This window comes from Sporosarcina sp. OR05 (assembly GCF_041414805.1).
GTDB lineage: Bacteria > Bacillota > Bacilli > Bacillales_A > Planococcaceae > Sporosarcina > Sporosarcina saromensis.
Genome location: NZ_JANKJL010000005.1, coordinates 177,180 through 198,899, shown reverse-complemented (window position 1 = coordinate 198,899; position 21,720 = coordinate 177,180). Strand labels below are relative to the sequence as shown.

Below are 21,720 nucleotides of genomic sequence, written 5' to 3'. Positions count from 1 at the left end.
GAATCCGAAGATTCGAGTTGTTCGTCCACCGACAAGTCGGCTTCAGAACTTTATTTGTTGACGTTTTGCTGTTCAGTTTTCAAGGTTCATTGTTTGTCTTTCGCTGTCGGTTTTTGTTGTGCTCCCGACTGCTTTATTACTATACCAAATGACATTTAACCTGTCAACACTTTTAACATCTTTTTTTATCATCAGCTAAAAATCGTACCCATCAGCACAGTTTAGCCTAACGTTTATTACAAACATCTACTATTGTAGCAACCTTATTTGAATACAAAAAACCGTTCCGAAAGAAATGAGTCTATCCTCACTCTCCCAGAACGGCGTACGGCTATTTTATTTTATAAAGATGAAGTAAAGAATGAAGATCACAAACAACCCGTACATAATTGGATGGATTTCTTTTCTTCTTCCACTCAACAACATTGTAATCGGGTAGAATACGAAACCAATTGCTATTCCGGTCGCAATACTATACGTCAATGGCATTGCGATAATTGTAAAAAACGCAGGAACCGCGATTTCAAATTTCGTCCATTCGATATTGCCTAATGTCGACACCATCAACACACCAACAATAATTAAAGCGGGCGCTGTTACTTCAGGTGTGATGACGAACAACAATGGTGAGAAGAACAGTGATAGTAAAAACAAAATACCAACTACAATAGAAGCAAAACCGGTTCTTGCTCCAGCAGCCACACCTGCAGTTGATTCAATATAGGACGTTGTTGTTGACGTTCCAAAAATTGAACCCGTAACAGTTGCTAATGAATCTGCTAGCAATGCTTTACCGGCGCGAGGCAGTTTATCGTCTTTCATTAGCCCCGCTTGGTTAGCTACTGCCACAAGTGTTCCAGCTGTATCAAAAAAGTCCACAAACAAGAATGTAATGACGATGACTAAAAACTGTGTTGTGAAAATTGCGGCAGGATCTACATCAAACGCTGCACCAAAAGTAGACTCAATACTCGGTACTTTAGAAACAACTTGTGATGGAACTTCAATTAATTGAACAACCATTCCAAGAACTGTTGTCATAATCATGCCATAGAAGATTGCGCCTTTAATTTGACGAACCATCATAATGACCGTTACAACTAAACCGAAAATCGCAAGGAGTGTAGGTCCTGCTGCTAAGTTTCCTAGTGTTACAAGCGTGTTCGGATCAGCAACAATAATTTTTGCATTTTGCAAACCTAGAAATGTAATGAATAAGCCAATTCCTGCCCCAACTGCATATTTCAATTGTGCCGGTATGGCGTTGATAATCATTTCGCGTAATCCTGTTAAAGAAAGAACAATAAATATAAGTCCTGAAAACAATACGCCAGTCAGTGCTGTTTGCCACGGTATTCCATAACCAAGAACAACAGAAAATGCGAAGAATGCATTTAATCCCATACCTGGCGCAAGACCGATTGGGTATCTCGCGATAAGTCCCATGAATATTGAACCGACTGCTGCAGCAAGCGCTGTTGCAACGAATACGGCTCCTTTGTCCATTCGCATTGCATCCGGTAAATCCGGTACAGCGTCAAGTGACAACATAAGAGGATTGACGGCAAGTATATAGGCCATTGCAAGGAAAGTCGTGAGACCACCAATAATTTCGCGACGATAGTTCGTTCCTAATTTGTCGAACTCAAAGTATTTCTTCATAATAACCGCCCTTAACGTAATTAGTATGTAATTCTCTAGCTCTTTCAACATCATTTATAAAATAAAAAGAGGAACTATACGACGTCATACTCGTATACTTCCCCATTGACAATCAATTAAAGGATCCCCTTTAAATTAATTATCGTAGTCGAACATTTAAGGTGTTCGGTAGAGACTCTCGAGCCATATTCTCAAGATTATACGATATCGTTATTCAGTTAATTATTCCCACTCGATTGTGCCTGGTGGTTTTGCAGTAATATCATATACTACTCTGTTGACGTGTTCAACTTCTGCAGTGATACGCGTACTAATTTTCTCAAGAATATCCCAAGGGATTCTTGCCCAGTCCGCTGTCATTCCGTCTACTGAATGAACAGCACGGATCCCTACTGCGTAATCATATGAACGTTTTTCATTGCGCACACCTACACTGCGGATATCAGGTAAAATTGCAAAGTACTGCCAAATTTCACGATCAAGGCCCGCTTTTGCGATTTCATCGCGTAAAATCCAGTCTGCTTCACGAACGATATCAAGTTTCGCTTCCGTAATTTCACCAAGAACACGAACGCCTAGGCCAGGACCAGGGAATGGTTGGCGGTTGACGATGTCACTTGGCAAACCAAGCTCCGCTCCTACTGCACGAACTTCATCTTTGAAGAGTGCTTTTAAAGGCTCGATCAATTCGAAATCCATATCTTCTGGAAGACCGCCAACGTTGTGATGTGATTTAATCACTTCGTTTGTTGCAGTTCCACTTTCGATGATGTCTGCGTAGATTGTTCCTTGTGCAAGGAAGTCGATGCCTTCAAGTTTCGCCGCTTCTTCATCAAATACATAGATGAATTCATTACCGATTGTTTTACGTTTCACTTCCGGATCGGTAACGCCTTTTAGCTTGTCCAAGAAACGTTTACGAGCGTCTACTTTAATGAAGTTCATGTTAAATTTATTGCTAAACGTTTCAACGACACTTTCTACTTCATACTTACGAAGTAAACCGTGGTCAACGAAAATACATGTTAACTGATCACCAATTGCACGGTGAATCAAAGTCGCAACGACGGATGAGTCAACTCCACCACTGAGTGCACAAAGGACTTTTCTGTCGCCGACTTGTGAACGGATTTTTTCCACTTCAATGTCAATGAAGCTTTTCATCGTCCAGCTAGCTTCAGCTTTACAGATTGAAAACATAAATTTACTTAGCATTTCTTTACCGTTTATAGTATGATCAACTTCCGGATGAAATTGAAGACCATATACTTGCTTTTCCTCATTAGCAAATCCTACAATACCGTTTGAACCTGTAGCAATTGTTGAAAAACTAGCTGGAAGCTCTGTTACTGCATTGCCTTTACTTAGAAGCACTGATTGCTTCACATCGAAATCTGAGAATAAAGTTGAAGATGGTTCTACAGTGATCTCTTGAACATCAGCTTCTTCATTACGCGCACCTAACGCGCCACCGAATTGCTTAGCAATTAATTGAGCACCGTACGAAATGCCAAGGACAGGGATCCCTAAGTCGAAAATTCCAGCATCGAGGCTAAATTCTTCATCCTCCGCTGATTTGTCGCCTCCAGAAAGAATGATGCCGACAACGTTCATGTTTTTCACTTCTTCAGCCGTTACAGTATGCGGATGCAATTCACTGTATACGCCTAACTCACGAATTGAACGTGTGAGTAGTTGGTTATATGTGCTTCCGAAATCCAGCACGACGATTTTTTCCTGTTCGATCAATAAAGGAGCTGTTGACAATTGATCCACCTCTTCCATTTAGTTTCCGATCTCTCATAAATCAGTAAAGACGCGTAAGAAAGTACTTCTTTCCACGCGTCTCAACATCCTACAATGGGGCCAGGAATAAAACTATTATCCCTACCTCCATAGACAAGTCATTTCCGGTGACTTTGTAGAAACGTCTGAACCATATTATCAGACATATATGAGGGCTAATCGGTCGTTCTATTTTTCATATCTTACTCTTTTGATGTACAAAAATCAACCCGAAGCCCTAATGATTAAATCTTCCCATATTTCTTTTAAGCTTGCCCATTCTTGGTCGATTGTATACCCTCCATACACACCTTGCTCATAGACTTCTGTGAGTTTTTGCATCTGTTTACCACCAAAATAGCTATCCACACTTGTAGCAAATTCAGATAACGTCATACTGTCCGCCCTCTTGAATCCGACACGTTCCAGCTGTTTAAGTAGAAGCAGGTATTGCTTAGCGAACATCGTCCAATTTGTTGGTTGGTTGCGGAATGTGTGTATATAAACTTTTGGTAGCCACTTTTTACGTCGTGAATGAACAATCCAAACGACTAGTAAAATGAGGACGATGATACCAATTATTATCCATACATACTTTTGAATAAAATCCATTGCCTTCTTAACGAAAGAAGAACCATCCTTATGATTTTTCCCTAGTATAGGCGTCTCGTCTTTCTCAATTTCTGGACGTTCTCTTTCTTCCATTTCAGGGATTTGCGGTTCACTCATATCCGTTTCAATATCATATTCAATATTGGTTGGATTGGAGAAACCGATTGTCGGTTCAAAAGGCATCCATCCGAATCCTGGCATATAAGCCTCTACCCAAGAATGGGCTTCATTATTTGTAATTGTATATTCGGTTTTCCCAAGTGAATTTGTTTTTCCTTCACCAGGTGCAAATCCTTTCGCCCATCTAGCCGGAATGTCAATTGCTCTTAGCATGACAACCATTGATGTCGAGAAGTTATCGCAATACCCTCTTTTTGTATCGAATAAAAACTGATCGACGTAATCTTCGTTCGCTTTTGGAATTGCAACAGTTTGTTGATCATACGTAAATCCACTTCTAGAAAAGTAGCGCTCAATTGCTTTTGCCTTTTCATAGACACTGCCTTCTTGATCAGTAATGCTAAAAGCCAATTCCCGAACCCGATCAGGTAATTGTTCAGGTAACTGGAGATATTGCGCTAGTTCATCTCCACTACCATCGTAATCTTCGTTCGATGTCTCCCGTAGCGCTTTTAAGCTATAGGGAGGCATTTCCACTAATTCAACACGATAAGCATCCAACTCAACTTCCTGTGTACCTTTTAAAGCCCAATATTGACCTGTTTCTGGTTGGTACTTCAAGTTTACGCCAGATAAATTTGTATGCATCTCCGTAGCGCCGTACGGATAAACAAGAAAAGGCAAAGGCTCTAGCATTTTTATTTCTGCTTGCAGCTTTTCCGTCTCTTCATCCTGGAGAGGCGCATCGGCTAGCAACGCGCCTGACAAAATATTAACAGGCGTGCTAATTTCTCCGTTTTGTTCCCACCCTTTTGACGTATACGTATTCTTTGTTTCAATTTTCCAGTATTGTTTCCGAGGGACAGTTGCTCTAAAAATTACTGTGTCATCTTGGACAAAAGCACCGCCCAGTTTGGAGTCATCTAGACCGTACCCACTTTTCGAAGTTGTCCCTCCAACACCGGAACCTTCACCGTTTACAAAAGACTTGATAAAAGGAACCGGGTCTGCCCAAACAGGCTCTTGAGCAGGTAAGAAACTTGCCACCATCCCACTTCCAACGACCGCAAACAGGAGGGGTAAAGAAAACGCGGCGAATTTGCCAGCATGTACTTTCTGACTATGTCTTTCCGCTATTCTTGAAATGGTAAGGAGGCCGATTAAAAGCAGGCCAATGACCATAACCCTAAATATCGCTCCATCAGCTTCATAGGGACTAAACGTATCAATTACAGCTATAAAGATGACGGTCATAGCATAAAACAGCATGATGCTCTTTCTGACTTCAATCCAATGCCTTATTAAGTATATCGTCATCCACAAGAGAATGAAAAACAGGATCGTTCGAAACGGGTTTGTGATATTCTCCCAGTCTCCAGCTAGCATAATTGGGAAATTCGACAACAAGTCGTTCATTAACAAGACCATTGTTTCTCTCGAAAAAACGATAGTTTTAAAGAAGACATAGTGTAAAGCGATGAACAAATATAAGCCTTTGATTGGTAAGGAAAACCACCAACGCAAACGGAGTAAACCTAACAAAAAGGATAGTGCAATAAATAGTAGAAAAACGCCTAAATAATTCGTGTCGGTCAGTTCGATAACAGGTAAAAGCCACTCTAAAAGTAAAACAAAGGCAAGTACGTACAAAATGAGAAGGAGACGAACATCCATTTTACGGTGACTCACAACGAAGACACCTCCTTGAAAGCATCCGAAAATTGCTTCCTACTTAACAAATGCACAGCAATCCCTTTTGACTTGGCGTACGCAACTTGCTGTTGTAATTCTGTAGAGACTGCTTGTATCTTATCAACCACTACAAAACAAATGACAGATTTCATGGAAGTCGTGACATGATTGACGGTTTGGATGAATGCTGCGTCTGGTTTTCCTGTCACAACGATAACACTACCTGCCAATGCTGAAAAAGTAGACCGAGCAATCAACTTCATATCGTTAACGGATACAGGTTTTATTTTTGCTAAATGAACAAACACTTCATTTAACTGTTCCGCTGAATGAATGAAAGGGAACACAGTTATCTCTTCACCAGTAGATACGAACGCAATAGATGCCTGTTGACTTGAAGCTTCCTCTATAAGCGAGGCGGTCAGTTCTACTTGTTCCTCAAATGTATCGGATAATCTTCCATCTAACAAGACAACTAAGTCTTCAGATTGACGATCTTCAAATTCTTTTGTCATCAAGTTTTGTGTTCGTGCAAACGATTTCCAATGAATCCAAGTAACACGGTCACCTGCCTGGTAATCGCGCACACCTGTCGCCATTGTTGTATCTTTTACTAAGGAGTAAGGTGACAACAAAGATCCTCGATCATATTGCGCATCTATCGGAACATAATGCATGGATGTTGTATTTGGAAACACTAAAATACTGTCTTTTAGTTCAATAAAACTTCTTTTTTGAATCCAACCGAAAAAATCTGCTATTTCCACCTCTAGGCCTTCAATCGTGTATTGTCCTCTGGGCAGTTTGTCCACTTCATAGGACCACTCAATCTCTTTTTTAAAACCAAAAATGAAAAATTGCTTTGTTTGAGGAACACTTTCAATGACTCGCGCATCATCCCATTTTTCAGATATTGTCGTATAGAGCAAGGGGAAAGGAAAAGAACGTGTAATGTGTAGCGTAACGTGCAATTTCCCACCTTTTTCAATCGTTTTGGATCGAATGCTGCGTTTGACTTTTAACACTGACAATGGATACAGAAATAGAGCGATTGAATAGAGTAAAAATGGAGTCACCATATAGAAAATCGTCCAGCTCACTGTACCACCTTGAAACATCGCAAATACATACATTGAAAAGAAGAGGCTGACGATGAATACGAGGCGAGTTGTCAGTGATAAGTATTTACCACTTCTCTTCATTTCGCATGAATCCTATCGATTGGAACACTAACTTTCGCAAGAATCCTTTCGATAATTTCTTTTGTTGTGATGCCTTCATATTTAGCCTCAGGTTTCAAGATAAGCCTATGATCGAAAACAAATGGAGCTAGATACTTTACGTCATCTGGCGTCACATACGTTCTTCCTTTTAGCAATGCATATGCTTGGCAAGCTTTCATGAGCGCAAGTGAACCACGTGGACTCACGCCTAAATAGACATACGGATTGTCGCGGGTTTCTGCTACACAATCCACGATGTAATATTTAATAGACGCATCCACTTCAACAGTTTTTACTGCTTCTTGTAGTGCACGCAATTCCTCTACCGTAAGAACCGTTTCAAGTGCATCGATCGGTACTGACTTTTCAGCCCTTGCCAACACGTCCACTTCCTCAACTCGCTTTGGATACCCCATGCGTAACTTGAATAGAAAACGATCTAATTGGGCTTCCGGTAAAGGATAAGTTCCTTCATATTCAATTGGATTTTGGGTAGCCATAACGAAAAATGGTTGTGGAATCCGAATTGTTACGCCATCCACGGTCAACGAAGCTTCTTCCATACTTTCTAACAGCGCAGCTTGCGTTTTTGGTGACGTTCGATTGATTTCATCCGCTAATACAATATTGCCGACAATTGGTCCAGGTCGAAACTCAAATTCCATTTCTTTCGGGTTATAAATTGAAACACCTAAAACATCTGACGGCAATAAATCAGGTGTAAATTGAATCCGTTTGAAACTTGCACCGACAGACTTTGCAAGTGCTTTCACCATCATCGTTTTCCCGACCCCTGGAACGTCTTCAAGTAGAACATGTCCACCGGCCAATAATGCGGTTACACTTAACTCGGAAATGTTCCGCTTACCAATCATTACATGGTCAATATTCTTCAATACTTTATTAATTGCTTGAGCATGCATCATTTCATTTCCTCCAATCCCAACTTCTCTCTAACCTGTCCGAAAATTTACAAAATCTAACTTCATAATACCGTAATTAACTGAACGCTACAACCTTAGACATACAAACTTCATACTTTATCATCATCTTTTCTGGTAACTCCTAAACTCGCCTGTTTACATTCATTACCGGAAAAAAGTAAAGAACCGCATCTTACTAAGTTCACAACTCCTTAGTAAAATGCGGTTCAAGAATCAGTATTTAGACGTTATGCGTTCGAACAATACTTCACTTCCAAAAGTCATCGAATAGTGTAATAGGCATATGGCGTTTATGGGCCGATCGTTTGAAATGCTTTTCAATTGTTTCCCGTGCCTGTTCGGAAACTTCTTTCCCTTCCAAATAATCATCAATCGCTTCATATGAGACGCCTAATGCTACTTCGTCGGGTAAAGCAGGTTTTTCCTCTTCCAAATCGGCTGTCGGTACTTTATTGTACAAGTGTTCTGGAGCACCTAGCGCTTGTAGCATTTGTCTGCCTTGCCTTTTATTTAACCGATAGAGGGGCATTAAATCCGCTCCACCGTCTCCGAATTTTGTATAAAAGCCTGTTATCGCTTCTGCTGCGTGGTCCGAGCCGAGAACGATGCAACTATGTGTCGCAGCAATGGAATATTGAACCTTCATCCGCTCCCGAGCTTTTTCATTGCCTTTCGTATAATCGGAAATGTGGATACCCGCATTAGCTAATGCACGTTCACTCGCATCGACAGCCGCTTTAATATCGACTGTGTAAATTTTTGAAGGCTGAATGAATGCCAATGCATCTTGGCAATCTTCTTCGTCGAATTGCTTGCCATAAGGGAGTCGGACTGCAATAAATTGATACTGATCCGTTCCGTTTTCTTCATTCAATTCATCAACGGCCATTTGGGCTAGCTTTCCAACAAGCGTAGAATCTTGTCCACCGGAAATCCCAAGAACAAATCCATTCACAAATGGGTTCTTAATGGCATACTCCTTCATGAAGTCAATGGACTTTCGAATTTCCTCTTGCGGATCGATGCTTGGTTTGCTTTTCAATTCTTCAATGATTTGGTCTTGGATTGTCATCATCGTACCTCCTTATTTTGATGAAAACTCGTCCACTTTGTCTTGTATATCATGGATATTACGCATTTTGTTGTCCCAGCATTTTTGGCTTAAATCTACAGGGTATTCTTCAGGGTTCAGGGAGCGTTTATATTCATCCCACAACAAGTCCAAGTTGTCATGCGCATATTGCCGCATTTCATTCAACGTTGGATTTTTATAGATGATTTCTCCGTTTTCCACTACTTTTACATGCAAATTAACCGCATCAAAATTCGTTACAAATTTGGAGACGAACGTATGGACAGGGTGGAACATTTTAATGCGCTTTTCAGTTGTCGGGTCTTCATCGTGCATGGTAATGTAGTCTCCCTCTGCACGTCCGTTTTCCCTGTCGATGATTCGATACAGCTTTTTCTGTCCTGGTGTTGTCACTTTCTCAACGTTAGACGATATTTTAATCGTATCTTCCATTTCACCATGTTCATTTTCAATCGAAACGATTTTGTAAACTGCGCCGAGTGCTGGCTGGTCATATGCCGTAATAAGCTTCGTCCCAATTCCCCACACATCAACTTTAGCTCCTTGGGCTTTCAAGTTTAGGATTGTATATTCATCCAAGTCGTTGGACACGACAATTTTGACATCTGTGAATCCAGCTTCATCCAACATTTTACGTGCTTCTTTTGAAAGGAAAGCAATATCCCCACTGTCCAATCGGATGCCAACGAAATTAATTTGATCGCCTAACTCTTTTGCCACTTGAATCGCAGTTGGAATGCCGATTTTTAACGTATTGTATGTATCGACAAGGAAAACGCAATTTTTATGTCTTTTCGCATATGCATGAAATGCTTCGTATTCGCTTTTATACGCTTGGACCATTGCATGAGCATGTGTTCCTGCTACGGGGATACCAAATAGCTTACCGGCACGTACGTTGCTAGTTGCCTCGATGCCACCAATGACCGCTGCACGAGCTCCCCAAATAGCTGCATCCATTTCATGGGCGCGCCGGCTACCGAATTCCATTACAACTTCATCTTTGACGACTTGTTTAATGCGACTAGCTTTCGTAGCAATCAACGTCTGATAATTAACGATGTTCAACAGTGCCGTTTCAATTAGCTGTGCTTCCGCTAACGTTGTTTCCACTCGGATAATCGGCTCGTTCGCAAAGACGAGCTCTCCTTCAACCATTGAATAGACGTCTCCAGTGAATCGGATGCCTTTCAAATACTCGAGAAAGTCATCACTAAAATCAAGTTCTTCCTTCAAGTACGCTAAATCACTTTCGCTGAAATGAAAATCTTTTAAATAAGCAAGTATTCGCTCCAGTCCTGCAAAAATTGCATAACCATTCCCGAACGGCAAGTTTCGGAAAAACAGTTCAAACACCGCTTTCCGTTCGTGCATGCCATCTGCCCAATACGATTCAGTCATATTAATTTGATAAAGATCTGTATGTAATGCCAAGCTATCATCTGTGTAAATCGAGCTCATTCTAAATCCCTTCTTCCACATTAATGCTTCCAGTATACACTATTTACCCGAACTTCAATGCGAAATAACATTGAAAAAAATCCCTAGGGATCATGCTTGTGTGTTTAATTTACGTTCAGTTTGTTTAAATGCTAAAAGAATACGTAAAAAACCATAGACAACTTCTAGTAAGTCATCTATGGTGCAAATCATTTTATCAACATACCTGTTAACAATCCCTCTTTAAGACGGTCGTTAATGATTGGTCGATGATTGATATAATCGTCGCAACCTCTTCTTTATTTATACAAAACGGAGGTGCAAAGGCTAGCGTATCTTGCCCTTCATAAATAATACTTCTGCCTAGTAATCCATGCTTCAGTGCCTCTTCAATTACTTTCACAGACACAGGCTCCTCGAAACGGGTCTTTGTCTCTGGATCTTTCATAATTTCCACAGCCCCAAGCAAACCGATCCCTCTTGTATCACCAATCACATCATGCCGATCGGCCAGCCATTGGAACCCTTTTTGGAACTCTGCCCCCATATTACGTACGTTTTCAATCAAATTCTCTTCTTCAATAATTCGCAAGTTTTCAAGTGCAACAGCACAACACATCGGGTGCCCGCTATACGTATAGCCATGCATATAAACACCGTCTGACAGGTCAATCAATTCATTTTTCAGCTTTTCCGAAATAACCATCCCGCCTAACGGTGCATATCCACTAGTAATCCCTTTTGCAATAACAAGGATATCCGGAACCGCATCATAATGCTCCATTCCAAATGTGGCTCCCGTTCTTCCGAATCCTGTAATGACTTCGTCTGCAATGAACAAAATATCGTGCTGATCACAAAGTGCCCGCACCTTTTTGAAATAGCCTTCCGGTGGCGGGTTGACGCCTCCTGACCCTTGCACTGGTTCCGACACGAATGCTGCAATTGTCTCTGCACCTTCTTGTTGGATTAATGCCTCTAGTGCTTCAATTGAAGATTCGACATATAGGAAATCAGGCGCTAAAGATGGAAACGTTCTAAAAGCTGGCAAGCCTGTTGCACTGGAAGCCCCCATCGACACACCGTGATATGATTTTTTTCGTGTAATGATTTTCTTCTTTTGAGTCTGCCCTTTTAATTGCCAATAATAACGCACTGTTTTAAATGCCGTATCGTTCGCTTCAGAACCACCCGACGTGAAGAAGGTCATATTCAAGTCGCCAGGCGTCATGTTTGCAACTTTTTCTGCCAACTCAATAACTCGTTCATGGCTATTCGTCGCAAAAGTTGAACTGAAAGCGAGTTTTTTCATCTGTTCCATCGCAGCCTTGCCAAGCTCTTCACGACCATGACCAATGTTGACATTCCAAAGTGAGGATAGACCGTCAATGACTGTATTTCCTCTGATATCTTTTAAGTAGATCCCTTTTCCTTCTGTAAAAATGAATTTGGGTCCTTGTTCGTGTTGTTGTTTAAACGAAGTCGTCGGGTGCATGAAATGTTTTTTATCCAATTCCGCTAACTGTGCATATGCCTTGTTTACTGTCTCTGTCGTTTCGGTTGTTTGTAACGTCATGAAAATCCCTCCAAATTTATTTTTTCGGTAAAACCTGTCTAGCCTCAACGACCGACCGCACCTCAACGAGTTGATACGCTTTTTCTTTTTGTTCTTTTCGCGGCATCGTCTCGGTTTCATAAACCGCTCCATCTTCTTCCACTGCGAATCCCATTCGTTCGTCCGCCTTTATTGTTTTTAACAACGATACGCCCATCAGGAGTAAAATGATGGAAAACGGCAGTGCAGCAATGAGTGAGGCGGTTTGTAGACCTTGTAAACCACTGCTGTTAATAAGCACAGCAACGATTGCTGCCATTAACACACCCCATACCGCTTTTAATAAATTACTTGGATTCTGATTGCCGTCAGAAGTCATCATCGCTAATACGAATGCTGCTGAATCAGCTGAGGTCACTAAAAATGTGACAATTAACAAGAGGAAGATGACGGAAAGGGCTGTACTCATCGGGAAGTTACCGAAAGTAGCAAAAAGCGCACTCGTCACGTCTTGTTGAACTGCACCTGCAATATTCGTACCTTGGAACAGATCCATATGAATGGCAGTGCCTCCAAAGACGGCTATCCACACGACTGCAATGAATGGAGGAACAACGAGGACTCCGAATACAAATTCCCTTATCGTCCGCCCTCTTGAAATCCTCGCGATAAATGCCCCGACGAACGGCGACCATGCAATTACCCAAGCCCAATAGCCGACCGTCCACGCTTTCGACCAACTGTTGCCGTCATACGGTGACATGCCTAAACTCATACTGAAGAAGTTCTGGACGTAATCACCGACGCCGAGCGCAAAAGCTTCAAAAATAAACGTTGTTGGTCCTAAAAAGAGGACGACAGCAATCATGCCAATTGCCAAGCACATGTTCAATATGCTGAGAAACTTAATACCTTTATCTAATCCCGTTAGTGTCGATAGTAAATACAACGCAAGCAATCCTAAAACAATTACAAGTAAAATCGTTGTATTTTGCGGCACTTGAAATACATAATTTAAACCGCCGTTTATTTGTAAAATGCCCATCCCTAAAGAGGTTGCGACGCCTAACACGGTTGTGATAACGGCTAGCGTATTAATTGTCTTGCGTAATGACATTTTTTTCTGCTTACCTATCAGTGGATCGAGCGTGTCACTGATCATCCCTTTTTCCTTTTTTCGAAACTGCATATACGCTAACGATAAGCTCACAATTGTGAAGACCGACCATTGGTGAACGCCCCAGTTGAAGAAGGAATATTGCATGGCGAGTCTGCCTGCTTCGGGCGTAAGTCCTTCTGCTCCAATTGGAGACTGCGCAAAATGGTTCATCGGCTCTGCAATGCCCCAAAAAACCAGACCAGCCCCAAAACCACAGCTGAATAGCATACCTATCCATGCAAAGTAGGAGTACTTCGGCTTTTCATCGTCCCGCCCAAGCTTAATGCGCCCGTATTTACTAATTGCCAGTCCCGCACAAAACAACACGATGACGAGAACGGAAATGAGATAGAACCAGCCAAAAGCGTCAGCCACTTTGTCGTATGCTCTGTTTGCCAGCTGCGACAATCCAGCAGCATCCACAACTCCCCAGATGACTAGAAAAGTGACTGCAGTGGCAGAAATCCAAAATACACTGTTCAATGGTGTTGTATTTCTTTCCATATATGCTTCTCCTTTTTAGTTGTGAATGACATGCTTACTTAAGTTCACAGAGCTTGAAAATCATCCTTTCAAGTTCCCTAACTTGAAGCTAACTACTTTTGTCTCGGTCATTTCTTCGATGGCGAATTTCACTCCCTCTCTGCCAAGTCCAGAACCTTTCACTCCTCCGAACGGCATGCCGTCAATTCGAAAATCGCTACTATCATTAATAAGGATACCGCCGACTTCCAACCCTTGAATTGCTTTGAAAGCGTTTTCAATGTTTGCAGTGAAAATACCTGCTTGCAGGCCATAATTGACGTTATTAGCTAGCTCAATGGCCATCTCTAAACGATTTACTGGATATAACAAAACAACCGGTCCAAATATCTCCTGTTGAGCAATGGTACAATGCAAAGGAACATTCACTAAGACGGTCGGTGAATAAAACGCACCTGTTCGAACGCCGCCTACTAACAGCTCAGCCCCTTCCAATACCGCTTCCTGTACCCAACTTTCCACCCTTATTGCTTCCTTTTCACTAATTAAAGGACCCATATCCGTCGATGCGGACAATTTATCCCCTACATTGTATTGACGAGTACGTTGGACAAACTGTGTGGTGAATTGTTCAAAAACTTCTTGCTCGATATAAATCCGTTGGACACCAAGACAGTTTTGGCCAGCCGCACTAAACGCACCTGCCACAGTGCACTCTACAGCCTCATTCATATCCGCATCTTTCATTACAATGACCGGTGAATTCGAACCGAGCTCCATGCTCAGTTTCTTCAGCCCCGCTTTTTTCGCAATTTCCTCGCCGGTTTCCAATCCTCCTGTGAAAGACACCATTCTAATTGCAGGATGCGAAACTAACAGGTCACCGATGATCCGGCCATTTCCAGTAATAACCGATAACACTTTCGGTGGCAAGCCGGCATTGTCAAACGCTTCGGCAAGCAGGAGTGCACTCAACGGCGTTGCAGTTGCTGGTTTTACAATGATTGCATTGCCAGAAGCGATTGCCGGTCCGACTTTATGGGCCACTAAATTTAGCGGATCATTGAACGGCGTAATCGCCGCAATTAGACCAATAGGAAATTTCGTATAATAGCCGATTCGATTTTCTCCACTTTCTGTCTGATCGAAAGGGATGGTTTCTCCTTTAATTCTTCTTGCTTCTTCTGCACTTAATCGTAACGTCTGGATGCACCTTGTCACTTCTCCGTTTGCCTCCCGGATGGTTTTACTTCCTTCCAAAGCGATCGTCGTTGCAAACGTATCTCGATGTTTTTCAATATAGTCAGCAGCTTTTTGCAACACGGCCATCCGTACATGAACAGGCATACTCGCGGCTGTTTTAGCTCCGCTTTCCGCTTCTTTTATGGTCATCAGTACATCATTTTCAGTCGCTGCGGGTACATGCGCGATAAAGGATCCATCTTGTGGATTCTTCACTTCAATGACCGCTTCCTTTTCTACCCATCTTCCAGCCACATACATCGGTTTTCCGTAAACTTTCGTCTCCATCGTTGTCTCCCCCTCTTTAGTTGTCTGAGCGATGCAATAAAGCAATCGCTGTGTCAACTAATAGGTCGACACCAATTTCAAGACATCGCTCGTCAATATCAAATTGATTTGTATGCAAATCCCTTCTTATACCGTCTGGTAGCATACAACCAAGAAAGAACATTGCTCCCGGTACCACTTGCGTCATATAGCCAAAATCTTCTCCACCTAGACCGAACGGCTCCTCAACGATTTTGTAAGTTTGGTGCGCCGCGACTACCTCTTTAATGACCTGCGTCACTGTTGAATCATTTGATAATGCAGGTTCTCCACGGACAACTGAGAATGTATAGGCACCCCCTAACGGCTCGACGATTTTAAATGCCTTTTCCACTTCAGCAATCAATTGCTCCCTCACTTTGGGACAATAGGCGCGAAGGGTACCCGTCACTGAAACGTCTGCAGGGATAACGTTACTCGCTGAACCTGCGTTGATTTCACCGATACTTGCAACAGCAGTATCTAATGGAGATAGTCTTCTCGTCGGCAAACTGTAAAACGCTTGCAACACGGAACCTAGCATCCACACTGGATCTGTTCCTACATGCGGATACCCCCCATGTCCACCAGTTCCTCGAATTGTCGCATGGAACACATCGACACTCGCCATACTGTAACCTGTATTCACTTGAATTACACCAACTTCATGCCATGGGCAAACATGCAACGCAATGATGTTGTCTACATCATCTAGAGCACCCTCTTGCATCATACGTGGTGCACCTGACAGACCCTCATGATCTGTTGCTTCTTCTGCCGGCTGGAATAGAAGTTTGATTGTCCCAGTGAATGCGTGAACCTTCGCTTTTTCCGCCAAAACTTTTGCTACACCAAGCAAGATTGCTGTATGGGCGTCGTGCCCACATGCATGCATGACACCTTGGTTCTTCGATACGTAATCATGATTGCTCTTTTCTGTAATAGGAAGTGCATCCATATCCGCCCGAATTGCAACCGTCTTGCCTGGTCCGTTTGATAATGTCGCCACTACACCAGTTTTTCCAACACCGGTTTTAACGGTCATCCCTTCAAACCCACTTAATGTAGTTGCCACAAATCGGGCGGTTTCGATTTCTTGGAAACTAAGCTCTGGATTGCGATGGAAATCTCTCCGCCATTCAATCAACTGTCGTTGCAGTTCAATTCTGCATCGCCCAGCATGCTCTTCCACACGCATTCCTTCTACCTCCTCTCTTCTATATCGCAATGTCTATTTGATCTTTTATGATAAGCTCCCGCTGAAATTCAGTTAACACTTCACATCCAGTTTCGGTAACACGGATTGTTTCACTTATTTCAACTCCATAATCGTCAAACCACAGCCCTGGGATCATATGAAATGTCATATTCGGTTGAAGAATAGTTTGATCGCCCTGTCGGATGCTCGCTGTATGTTCGCCCCAATCTGGAGGGTAACCGACCCCTACGGAATAACCCATTCGTGAATCTTTCTCAATCCCGTATTTTGAGATGACCTTTCGCCAAGCCATCTCCACGTCTTCACAAGTCGCACCTGGTTTAACCGCCTCAATTGCCGTGTTCAATCCTTCAACAAGAATTTTCGATGTTTCCGTCACTTCTTCTGATGGCCTTCCTAGAGATAGCGTCCGAGCCATCGGAGCATGGTAGCGTCGATGACAACCTGCCAGTTCAATAATGACGATTTCATTTTCTGTATAATACCGGTCTGTCCATGTTAAGTGCGGAGTCGACGTGTTTTTACCCGCAGGCAATAACGGCACAATTGATGGATAATCGCCTCCGAATTCATCTGTACCACTTATGAGATGCTTGAAGATCGTAGCAGCTGCATCACATTCACGTACACCTTCCTGTATGGAAGTAATGGCAGATTGCATGCCAATTGCTGCAATTTTTGCCGCTCGACGGATATAGTCAATTTCTTGATTGGATTTAATGAGTCTGACATGGTTCACGAGTAAACTTGCGTCTTGGAAACGTGCGTCCGGCAAACTCTTTTTCAGCTTTTCATACGCCAAAGCCGAGAAGTAATAAGAAGCCATTTCAAGTCCAATCCTGCATGTAGCCAATCCCAATTGTTGTAGGACGCCTGCAATGAATTCCATCGGATGTCTTTCCTGTGAGTGAATATGGTCCTCAGGATAGGAAAGAATATTGTCTTCATACAACCATGTCGTCACTTTAGCTGCATTCGCATCCATTTTCCGTCCTATCCAAATCGGCTGAACCCGATCCAAACTGACAATCAGCATTTGATCTACATAAAACGACCAACCATCATAGCCTGAAAGATAATTCATATTTGCTGGATCTGTAATGAGCAACACATCCAATCCTTTTTGCTGCATTCGTAACTTTGTCTGCGTCAATCGACCATGGTATTCCTCCACAGTAAATGGAATCATCATCATGTCATAATAACCTCCTTTTGTTATCGCCAACATCCAAGCAACTTTATTTGTTTAGCTAATCCACCTCATATCTCTATCATATAGACTGAATACTTTAAATTCACCCGCTATTTTGTATGAAGTTTTGTTCGTTCCTTTCATACAACTTTTTTAGGCTTGCGTATACACGGTATTAGGATGAGGATTTAGTAGGCGGAAAGGCCTGAAATGGTCGTTAGAATTGTGAAAGTGATTGATAGAAGCTCGAAATTGAACGATAGAATTGAAAAAGTGATTGATAGAAGTGAAAAAATGATTGATAGAACTTTGGAAGAAGTGAGGATGCTCCACTTTTGGCCCGCGACGAACGATTTGTACGAGTCACCAAAAACAAACTGTAAAACTGATGTGATGGAACGATAACAGTTGGCGTCACTATGCAACAGCCCTCTTCATTAAATAAAAAAACCGTAAGAAGCCAAGTTTAGTAAACTTAGCCCTCACGGTACATTTTTCACATCGTAATGTAGTCCTTTGACGTCTATAATTCCTCATACACATTTATCTTCATTCCATCTGACAATCGCCAAATCATTTACAGTACGCTCTTGTTGGCGCAACCACTCCAAATTCCCAGCAAACTGCTCCGAACAGATAAAGTCGATTCGCTTTGCTCGATCTCCTTGCACACAACGGATCGTTCCTTCGTACGTAGGTTTGTTCAATTCATCCTTGTAGGCAGAGGCAAAGGGCAACAACTCAAAGTAATAATCTTTCGCCAACGAATCAAAGTAATTGTTCCGCGTAATGGAACGGATTTCTCCGTACGTCAATTCATCAACATCCCAACGGATATGAATTGGACCATCTTGCAATTCAATACGCACTTTCAAATAATGACCAAGTTGATCCTTAGAGACAAGTAAAATTTTGTAGTTTGGAAGATTGAACACTTTCACCGCCCCCTCTAGCTGATACGTCACTCGGTTTTATCCACCAAGCCGGTTGACCATAGTTTCACAGCGAACTCTAGTAAAAATAAGTCATCAGGGTTGACTAAAGATTTGCCTGTAAGTGACTCAATTTTGCGTAGGCGATATAACAGTGATTGCCTATGCAAATTAAGTTCACGTGCTGTTTTACTAACATTACCGCTCGTCTTGCGATAGACTGAAAACGTTTGAATCAAGTCCATCCCTTTCCCTTCATCATATGCTAGCAATGGCGAAATGACCGACAGTAAAATTTGTTTCACTTCTTCATTTGCTATTAAATGGACAAAGAGACTACTTAACTGCGTATCATCAAAATGAGTTCGCTTGCCAATCCCTACTTGTCCCCTTCCCATATCTAAAGCCGCTTTTGCTTTTTGGTAGCTATTTTTAAAGTTTGCAGTCCATTCTACTCGTTTGCCTATGCCCCATGAAAACTGAACACCAGGTAATAGATGAAGGAATCGTCTCTCTACCAAGTCTAAAAATTGATTGACCGTATCGGCCGTTGCGGCAACGGATGTCTCTAGAAAAATGAGAATGATATCGTCTTTAAATGCATATAATACTCTTCTGTTTATACTATCAGCGGCATAGAATATCCCATCTTTAATATACGAATTCATATACTCCAAGTCGGTCTTTCGAGATACGGATTGAGTCGATTGTTGGAAGATTAAGCTGCCTAAGTTTTCGGGAAGCCCAACGATGCACACGTATGGGAGTTCGAAATCATATTTAAACAAATCCGCGTGCGCTTGAATATGTTCGGTCGTCATATTTTTTCCGATGGCCAAACTTAACAGAAACTCATTTTGCATGCGCCCTTCCGCTTCCATAACCGCACTATTTCTTGAAAACCATAAAGAAGTAGCGACGACAGCCTGTTCAGCAATCGTCAATTCATGACGCTTCAACGGATTTTCATCTGTCGATAAGATGAAGAAATCCCCTTTGAACTGACCATTTGACTTAATGGCAAACTGATAGAGTTGTTGCCCGCTTCTTCCTACTTTACGCAACTCTGAATACCGTGGATGATGGGATTCTTGCACGTGTACGGCGTTTTGTTTCATCTCATTCCATAATGATTGGACAGCTGTCACGTTTGCTGAACCGGCTACCATTTCACCTTTGTCATTCACAATTAACACCTGTTTGTCGATTTCAGCTTCTATGAACGCTGCAATCACTTGTATCGTACGCCCTTCCAATATCATTTGAATCAATTGCTGCTGTATATCTTTCGGGCGCTCGTCTTGCTCAATTCGGTCATCCATTAAATGCCGCATAATCTCATGCACAATATCAGCAAATCGTATTTCCCACGGGATTTCAATGAGAATGAAATTGCGTTCCTCAGCAAACCTAGACACAATTGGCGGAATGTCAAAAACGTGTCTGCCCGTCGCGATTGCTAACGCTGATGCACCAGATTCATAGACATCTTCAACAAACCGTAACAGCTGCTCTTCATCCTGGTTACAACCAATACCTGTCGTCAAAACGAACTCATTTTCCCGCACAAAATTCTCAACCGGGTTTTCAATGACCGAAACCCATTCGACAACTCGATCTGTTAACACACGCTGACCAGTTTTGACAGTAGCGCTCCGAAGTATCGGAAATGCTAAAATCTCTTTAACAGGCAAATTCATTGCTACGAAACACCTCCAACACTTGCCGTTCGTCATTCACACTATCGTATCACAATTCGCACAACTAGATTAAAAAGGTACATTCTTGTATTTTGGATGCATTTTACAATACGATTAACGATAGGAGGTGTGATTTTGTTTAATCATATGAAAATTCGGCTATTACTTGGCCTCAGTATTATCGGATTCATTGGGTTTGTTGTGATCGCTATCTTCTCCACTTTCTATGGTGCAGATGAAGGCTTCATAACAACTTGTTTATCCATCATCATGTACATTGTTGTGCCTTTCATTTTCTTTTATCATTACTATCGAAAAGAACCATTTTCTCTTAAACAAGTAGTATTTTTTAGCAGAAGTGCACAATGGGTTCTCCCAATATGTGCAATCGTTGTGGTAGCAATCAGCTTTTCTTTAAGCACTTTTTGGTTGACGCTCTTTACAATCGAACCGATTCTTCCCATTTTAGTCGATTTATTAATGGAAGAAGTGCCTTTTCCAACAAATCCTTTCTATCTCTTTTTTGAAATTCTTGTCATTTCCGTTCTTGCTCCGATTGTAGAGGAGTTCTTTTTTAGAGGGGTCATTTTACATCGCATCATGTTAAAAACATCTATGTGGGGTGGCATTCTCATTTCCAGTCTACTGTTCGGCATCTTGCATAGTGACATTATCGGCGCATTTTTCTTCGGCGTCATTGCATGCTTACTCTATTTACGGACAGGAAATTTACTGCTCCCAATCATGATGCACATCCTGAACAATACGATCGCAGTCGTTCTAAGTTTTGTACCTACCGACTGGCTAGAGAGTGTTTTAATCTTGTCAAAAGAAGATATTACCGGCAAAGCATTCCCGATTAGTATAATGCTTGTAGTTAGTACACTTTTAACAATCTTCATAACTGTTAAGCTTGGAAAAGGCCTCGCTTCTATGAGAGAAGGTCATCTTGCACATCCACCGGAACAGTAAGATTATACGAACAACAAATAGACGTGTGGAACCAATCATGCTACTTGGTACCACACGTCTTCCGTTCATGTATTCAACTAAACAGCTTTAACCCGACTGCACCGCCAATAATTAAACTAAGGAAAAAAATTCGTTTCCAACCTGCCGCCTCTTTGAAAAATACGATGCCCATCAGAACAGCTCCCGCAGCGCCCAAGCCCGTCCAAATCGCATACGCCGTCCCCATCGGAATATCCCGCATTGCTAAGGACAGGAAAAGAAAACCTAAGGAAAAGCTGACAATAATGAGCAATAAGCGTTGCCAACTCTTTTTTTTGAGAAACAAGTTAATGCTGAATACGCCTAGTATTTCTCCCAAACTTGCTACAACTAAATAAAGCCATGCCACA

General features: G+C 42.0%; 17 protein-coding genes and 2 riboswitches. Of the genes, 2 read left to right on the top strand and 15 right to left on the bottom strand.

Translation table 11 applies throughout. The annotated features are described in order from the left end of the window. Nucleotides 1–336: 336 nt before the first annotated feature. From NRI27_RS10545 to NRI27_RS10490, 12 genes are all read right to left on the bottom strand, one after another. Entirely contained in the window at nt 337–1,662 is a 1,326-nt protein-coding gene (locus NRI27_RS10545; RefSeq protein ID WP_371390650.1) for an NCS2 family permease, read from the bottom strand. Between the two features lie 125 nt (nt 1,663–1,787). Continuing rightward, nucleotides 1,788–1,887, bottom strand: a riboswitch (purine riboswitch). Continuing rightward, a complete protein-coding gene (gene guaA, locus NRI27_RS10540; protein ID WP_371390649.1) occupies nt 1,885–3,447 on the bottom strand; it encodes a glutamine-hydrolyzing GMP synthase in 1,563 nt (520 codons plus the stop codon). (Overlaps the previous riboswitch by 3 nt.) A 91-nt stretch (nt 3,448–3,538) precedes the next feature. Beyond that, nucleotides 3,539–3,640, bottom strand: a riboswitch (purine riboswitch). A 32-nt stretch (nt 3,641–3,672) separates the two neighbouring features. Further along, nucleotides 3,673–5,868, bottom strand: a complete 2,196-nt coding sequence (locus NRI27_RS10535; protein WP_371390648.1) for a transglutaminase TgpA family protein — start codon at nt 5,866–5,868, stop codon at nt 3,673–3,675. Then, the gene (locus tag NRI27_RS10530) at nt 5,865–7,073 is read right to left on the bottom strand and encodes a DUF58 domain-containing protein (RefSeq protein ID WP_371390647.1); all 1,209 of its coding nucleotides are present in this window, start codon (nt 7,071–7,073) and stop codon (nt 5,865–5,867) included. Before NRI27_RS10530 ends, NRI27_RS10535 begins: the two co-directional genes overlap by 4 nt. Then, nucleotides 7,070–8,020 carry an AAA family ATPase gene (locus NRI27_RS10525; protein ID WP_371390646.1) on the bottom strand — a complete coding sequence of 317 codons (951 nt, stop codon included), beginning with the start codon at nt 8,018–8,020 and terminating at the stop codon, nt 7,070–7,072. The genes NRI27_RS10530 and NRI27_RS10525 overlap by 4 nt, the downstream gene beginning before the upstream one ends. A gap of 265 nt (nt 8,021–8,285) precedes the next feature. Beyond that, on the bottom strand, nt 8,286–9,110 hold the full coding sequence (nadE, locus tag NRI27_RS10520) for an ammonia-dependent NAD(+) synthetase (protein WP_371390645.1): 825 nt from the start codon (nt 9,108–9,110) through the stop codon (nt 8,286–8,288). 12 nt (nt 9,111–9,122) lie between these two features. Next, the gene (locus NRI27_RS10515; RefSeq protein WP_371390644.1) at nt 9,123–10,592 is read right to left on the bottom strand and encodes a nicotinate phosphoribosyltransferase; all 1,470 of its coding nucleotides are present in this window, start codon (nt 10,590–10,592) and stop codon (nt 9,123–9,125) included. Nucleotides 10,593–10,800: 208 nt separating this feature from the next. Beyond that, on the bottom strand, nt 10,801–12,147 hold the full coding sequence (locus NRI27_RS10510) for an aminotransferase family protein (RefSeq protein ID WP_371390643.1): 1,347 nt from the start codon (nt 12,145–12,147) through the stop codon (nt 10,801–10,803). Between the two features lie 16 nt (nt 12,148–12,163). Further along, nucleotides 12,164–13,789, bottom strand: a complete 1,626-nt coding sequence (locus NRI27_RS10505; protein WP_371390642.1) for a BCCT family transporter — start codon at nt 13,787–13,789, stop codon at nt 12,164–12,166. A gap of 60 nt (nt 13,790–13,849) precedes the next feature. Further along, nucleotides 13,850–15,298: an aldehyde dehydrogenase family protein gene (locus tag NRI27_RS10500; protein ID WP_371390641.1), complete on the bottom strand. Its 1,449-nt coding sequence runs from the start codon at nt 15,296–15,298 to the stop codon at nt 13,850–13,852. A 16-nt stretch (nt 15,299–15,314) separates the two neighbouring features. After that, nucleotides 15,315–16,514, bottom strand: a complete 1,200-nt coding sequence (locus tag NRI27_RS10495; protein WP_371390640.1) for a M20 metallopeptidase family protein — start codon at nt 16,512–16,514, stop codon at nt 15,315–15,317. Between the two features lie 19 nt (nt 16,515–16,533). Continuing rightward, a complete protein-coding gene (locus tag NRI27_RS10490; protein WP_371390655.1) occupies nt 16,534–17,724 on the bottom strand; it encodes a M24 family metallopeptidase in 1,191 nt (396 codons plus the stop codon). A gap of 213 nt (nt 17,725–17,937) precedes the next feature. Here NRI27_RS10490 and NRI27_RS10485 point away from each other — a divergent pair, with 213 nt between their 5' ends. Next, nucleotides 17,938–18,132, top strand: a complete 195-nt coding sequence (locus NRI27_RS10485; RefSeq protein ID WP_371390639.1) for a hypothetical protein — start codon at nt 17,938–17,940, stop codon at nt 18,130–18,132. 128 nt (nt 18,133–18,260) lie between these two features. Here NRI27_RS10485 and NRI27_RS10480 read toward each other — a convergent pair whose 3' ends face one another. Both NRI27_RS10480 and NRI27_RS10475 read right to left on the bottom strand, forming a co-directional pair. Then, entirely contained in the window at nt 18,261–18,692 is a 432-nt protein-coding gene (locus NRI27_RS10480) for a hypothetical protein (RefSeq protein ID WP_371390638.1), read from the bottom strand. Next, a complete protein-coding gene (locus NRI27_RS10475) occupies nt 18,689–20,359 on the bottom strand; it encodes a PucR family transcriptional regulator (protein WP_371390637.1) in 1,671 nt (556 codons plus the stop codon). Before NRI27_RS10475 ends, NRI27_RS10480 begins: the two co-directional genes overlap by 4 nt. A gap of 135 nt (nt 20,360–20,494) precedes the next feature. On the opposite strand from NRI27_RS10475, the gene NRI27_RS10470 reads away from it, so the two are divergent. Continuing rightward, nucleotides 20,495–21,331 carry a CPBP family intramembrane glutamic endopeptidase gene (locus tag NRI27_RS10470; protein WP_371390636.1) on the top strand — a complete coding sequence of 279 codons (837 nt, stop codon included), beginning with the start codon at nt 20,495–20,497 and terminating at the stop codon, nt 21,329–21,331. Between the two features lie 73 nt (nt 21,332–21,404). On the opposite strand, the gene NRI27_RS10465 is transcribed toward NRI27_RS10470, so the two are convergent. Beyond that, a complete protein-coding gene (locus NRI27_RS10465) occupies nt 21,405–21,719 on the bottom strand; it encodes a DMT family transporter (RefSeq protein WP_317946190.1) in 315 nt (104 codons plus the stop codon). Nucleotide 21,720 lies beyond the last annotated feature (1 nt).

Coding starts and splice junctions, on each gene's coding strand:
- NRI27_RS10510 (WP_371390643.1), bottom strand. CDS start 12,147: ATGACGTTACAAACAACCGAAACGACAGAGACAGTAAACAAGGCATAT.
- NRI27_RS10545 (WP_371390650.1), bottom strand. CDS start 1,662: ATGAAGAAATACTTTGAGTTCGACAAATTAGGAACGAACTATCGTCGC.
- NRI27_RS10505 (WP_371390642.1), bottom strand. CDS start 13,789: ATGGAAAGAAATACAACACCATTGAACAGTGTATTTTGGATTTCTGCC.
- nadE (WP_371390645.1), bottom strand. CDS start 9,110: ATGACAATCCAAGACCAAATCATTGAAGAATTGAAAAGCAAACCAAGC.
- NRI27_RS10525 (WP_371390646.1), bottom strand. CDS start 8,020: ATGATGCATGCTCAAGCAATTAATAAAGTATTGAAGAATATTGACCAT.
- NRI27_RS10490 (WP_371390655.1), bottom strand. CDS start 17,724: ATGATTCCATTTACTGTGGAGGAATACCATGGTCGATTGACGCAGACA.
- NRI27_RS10500 (WP_371390641.1), bottom strand. CDS start 15,298: ATGGAGACGAAAGTTTACGGAAAACCGATGTATGTGGCTGGAAGATGG.
- guaA (WP_371390649.1), bottom strand. CDS start 3,447: ATGGAAGAGGTGGATCAATTGTCAACAGCTCCTTTATTGATCGAACAG.
- NRI27_RS10495 (WP_371390640.1), bottom strand. CDS start 16,514: ATGCGTGTGGAAGAGCATGCTGGGCGATGCAGAATTGAACTGCAACGA.
- NRI27_RS10475 (WP_371390637.1), bottom strand. CDS start 20,359: ATGAATTTGCCTGTTAAAGAGATTTTAGCATTTCCGATACTTCGGAGC.
- NRI27_RS10530 (WP_371390647.1), bottom strand. CDS start 7,073: ATGAAGAGAAGTGGTAAATACTTATCACTGACAACTCGCCTCGTATTC.
- NRI27_RS10485 (WP_371390639.1), top strand. CDS start 17,938: ATGGTCGTTAGAATTGTGAAAGTGATTGATAGAAGCTCGAAATTGAAC.
- NRI27_RS10515 (WP_371390644.1), bottom strand. CDS start 10,592: ATGAGCTCGATTTACACAGATGATAGCTTGGCATTACATACAGATCTT.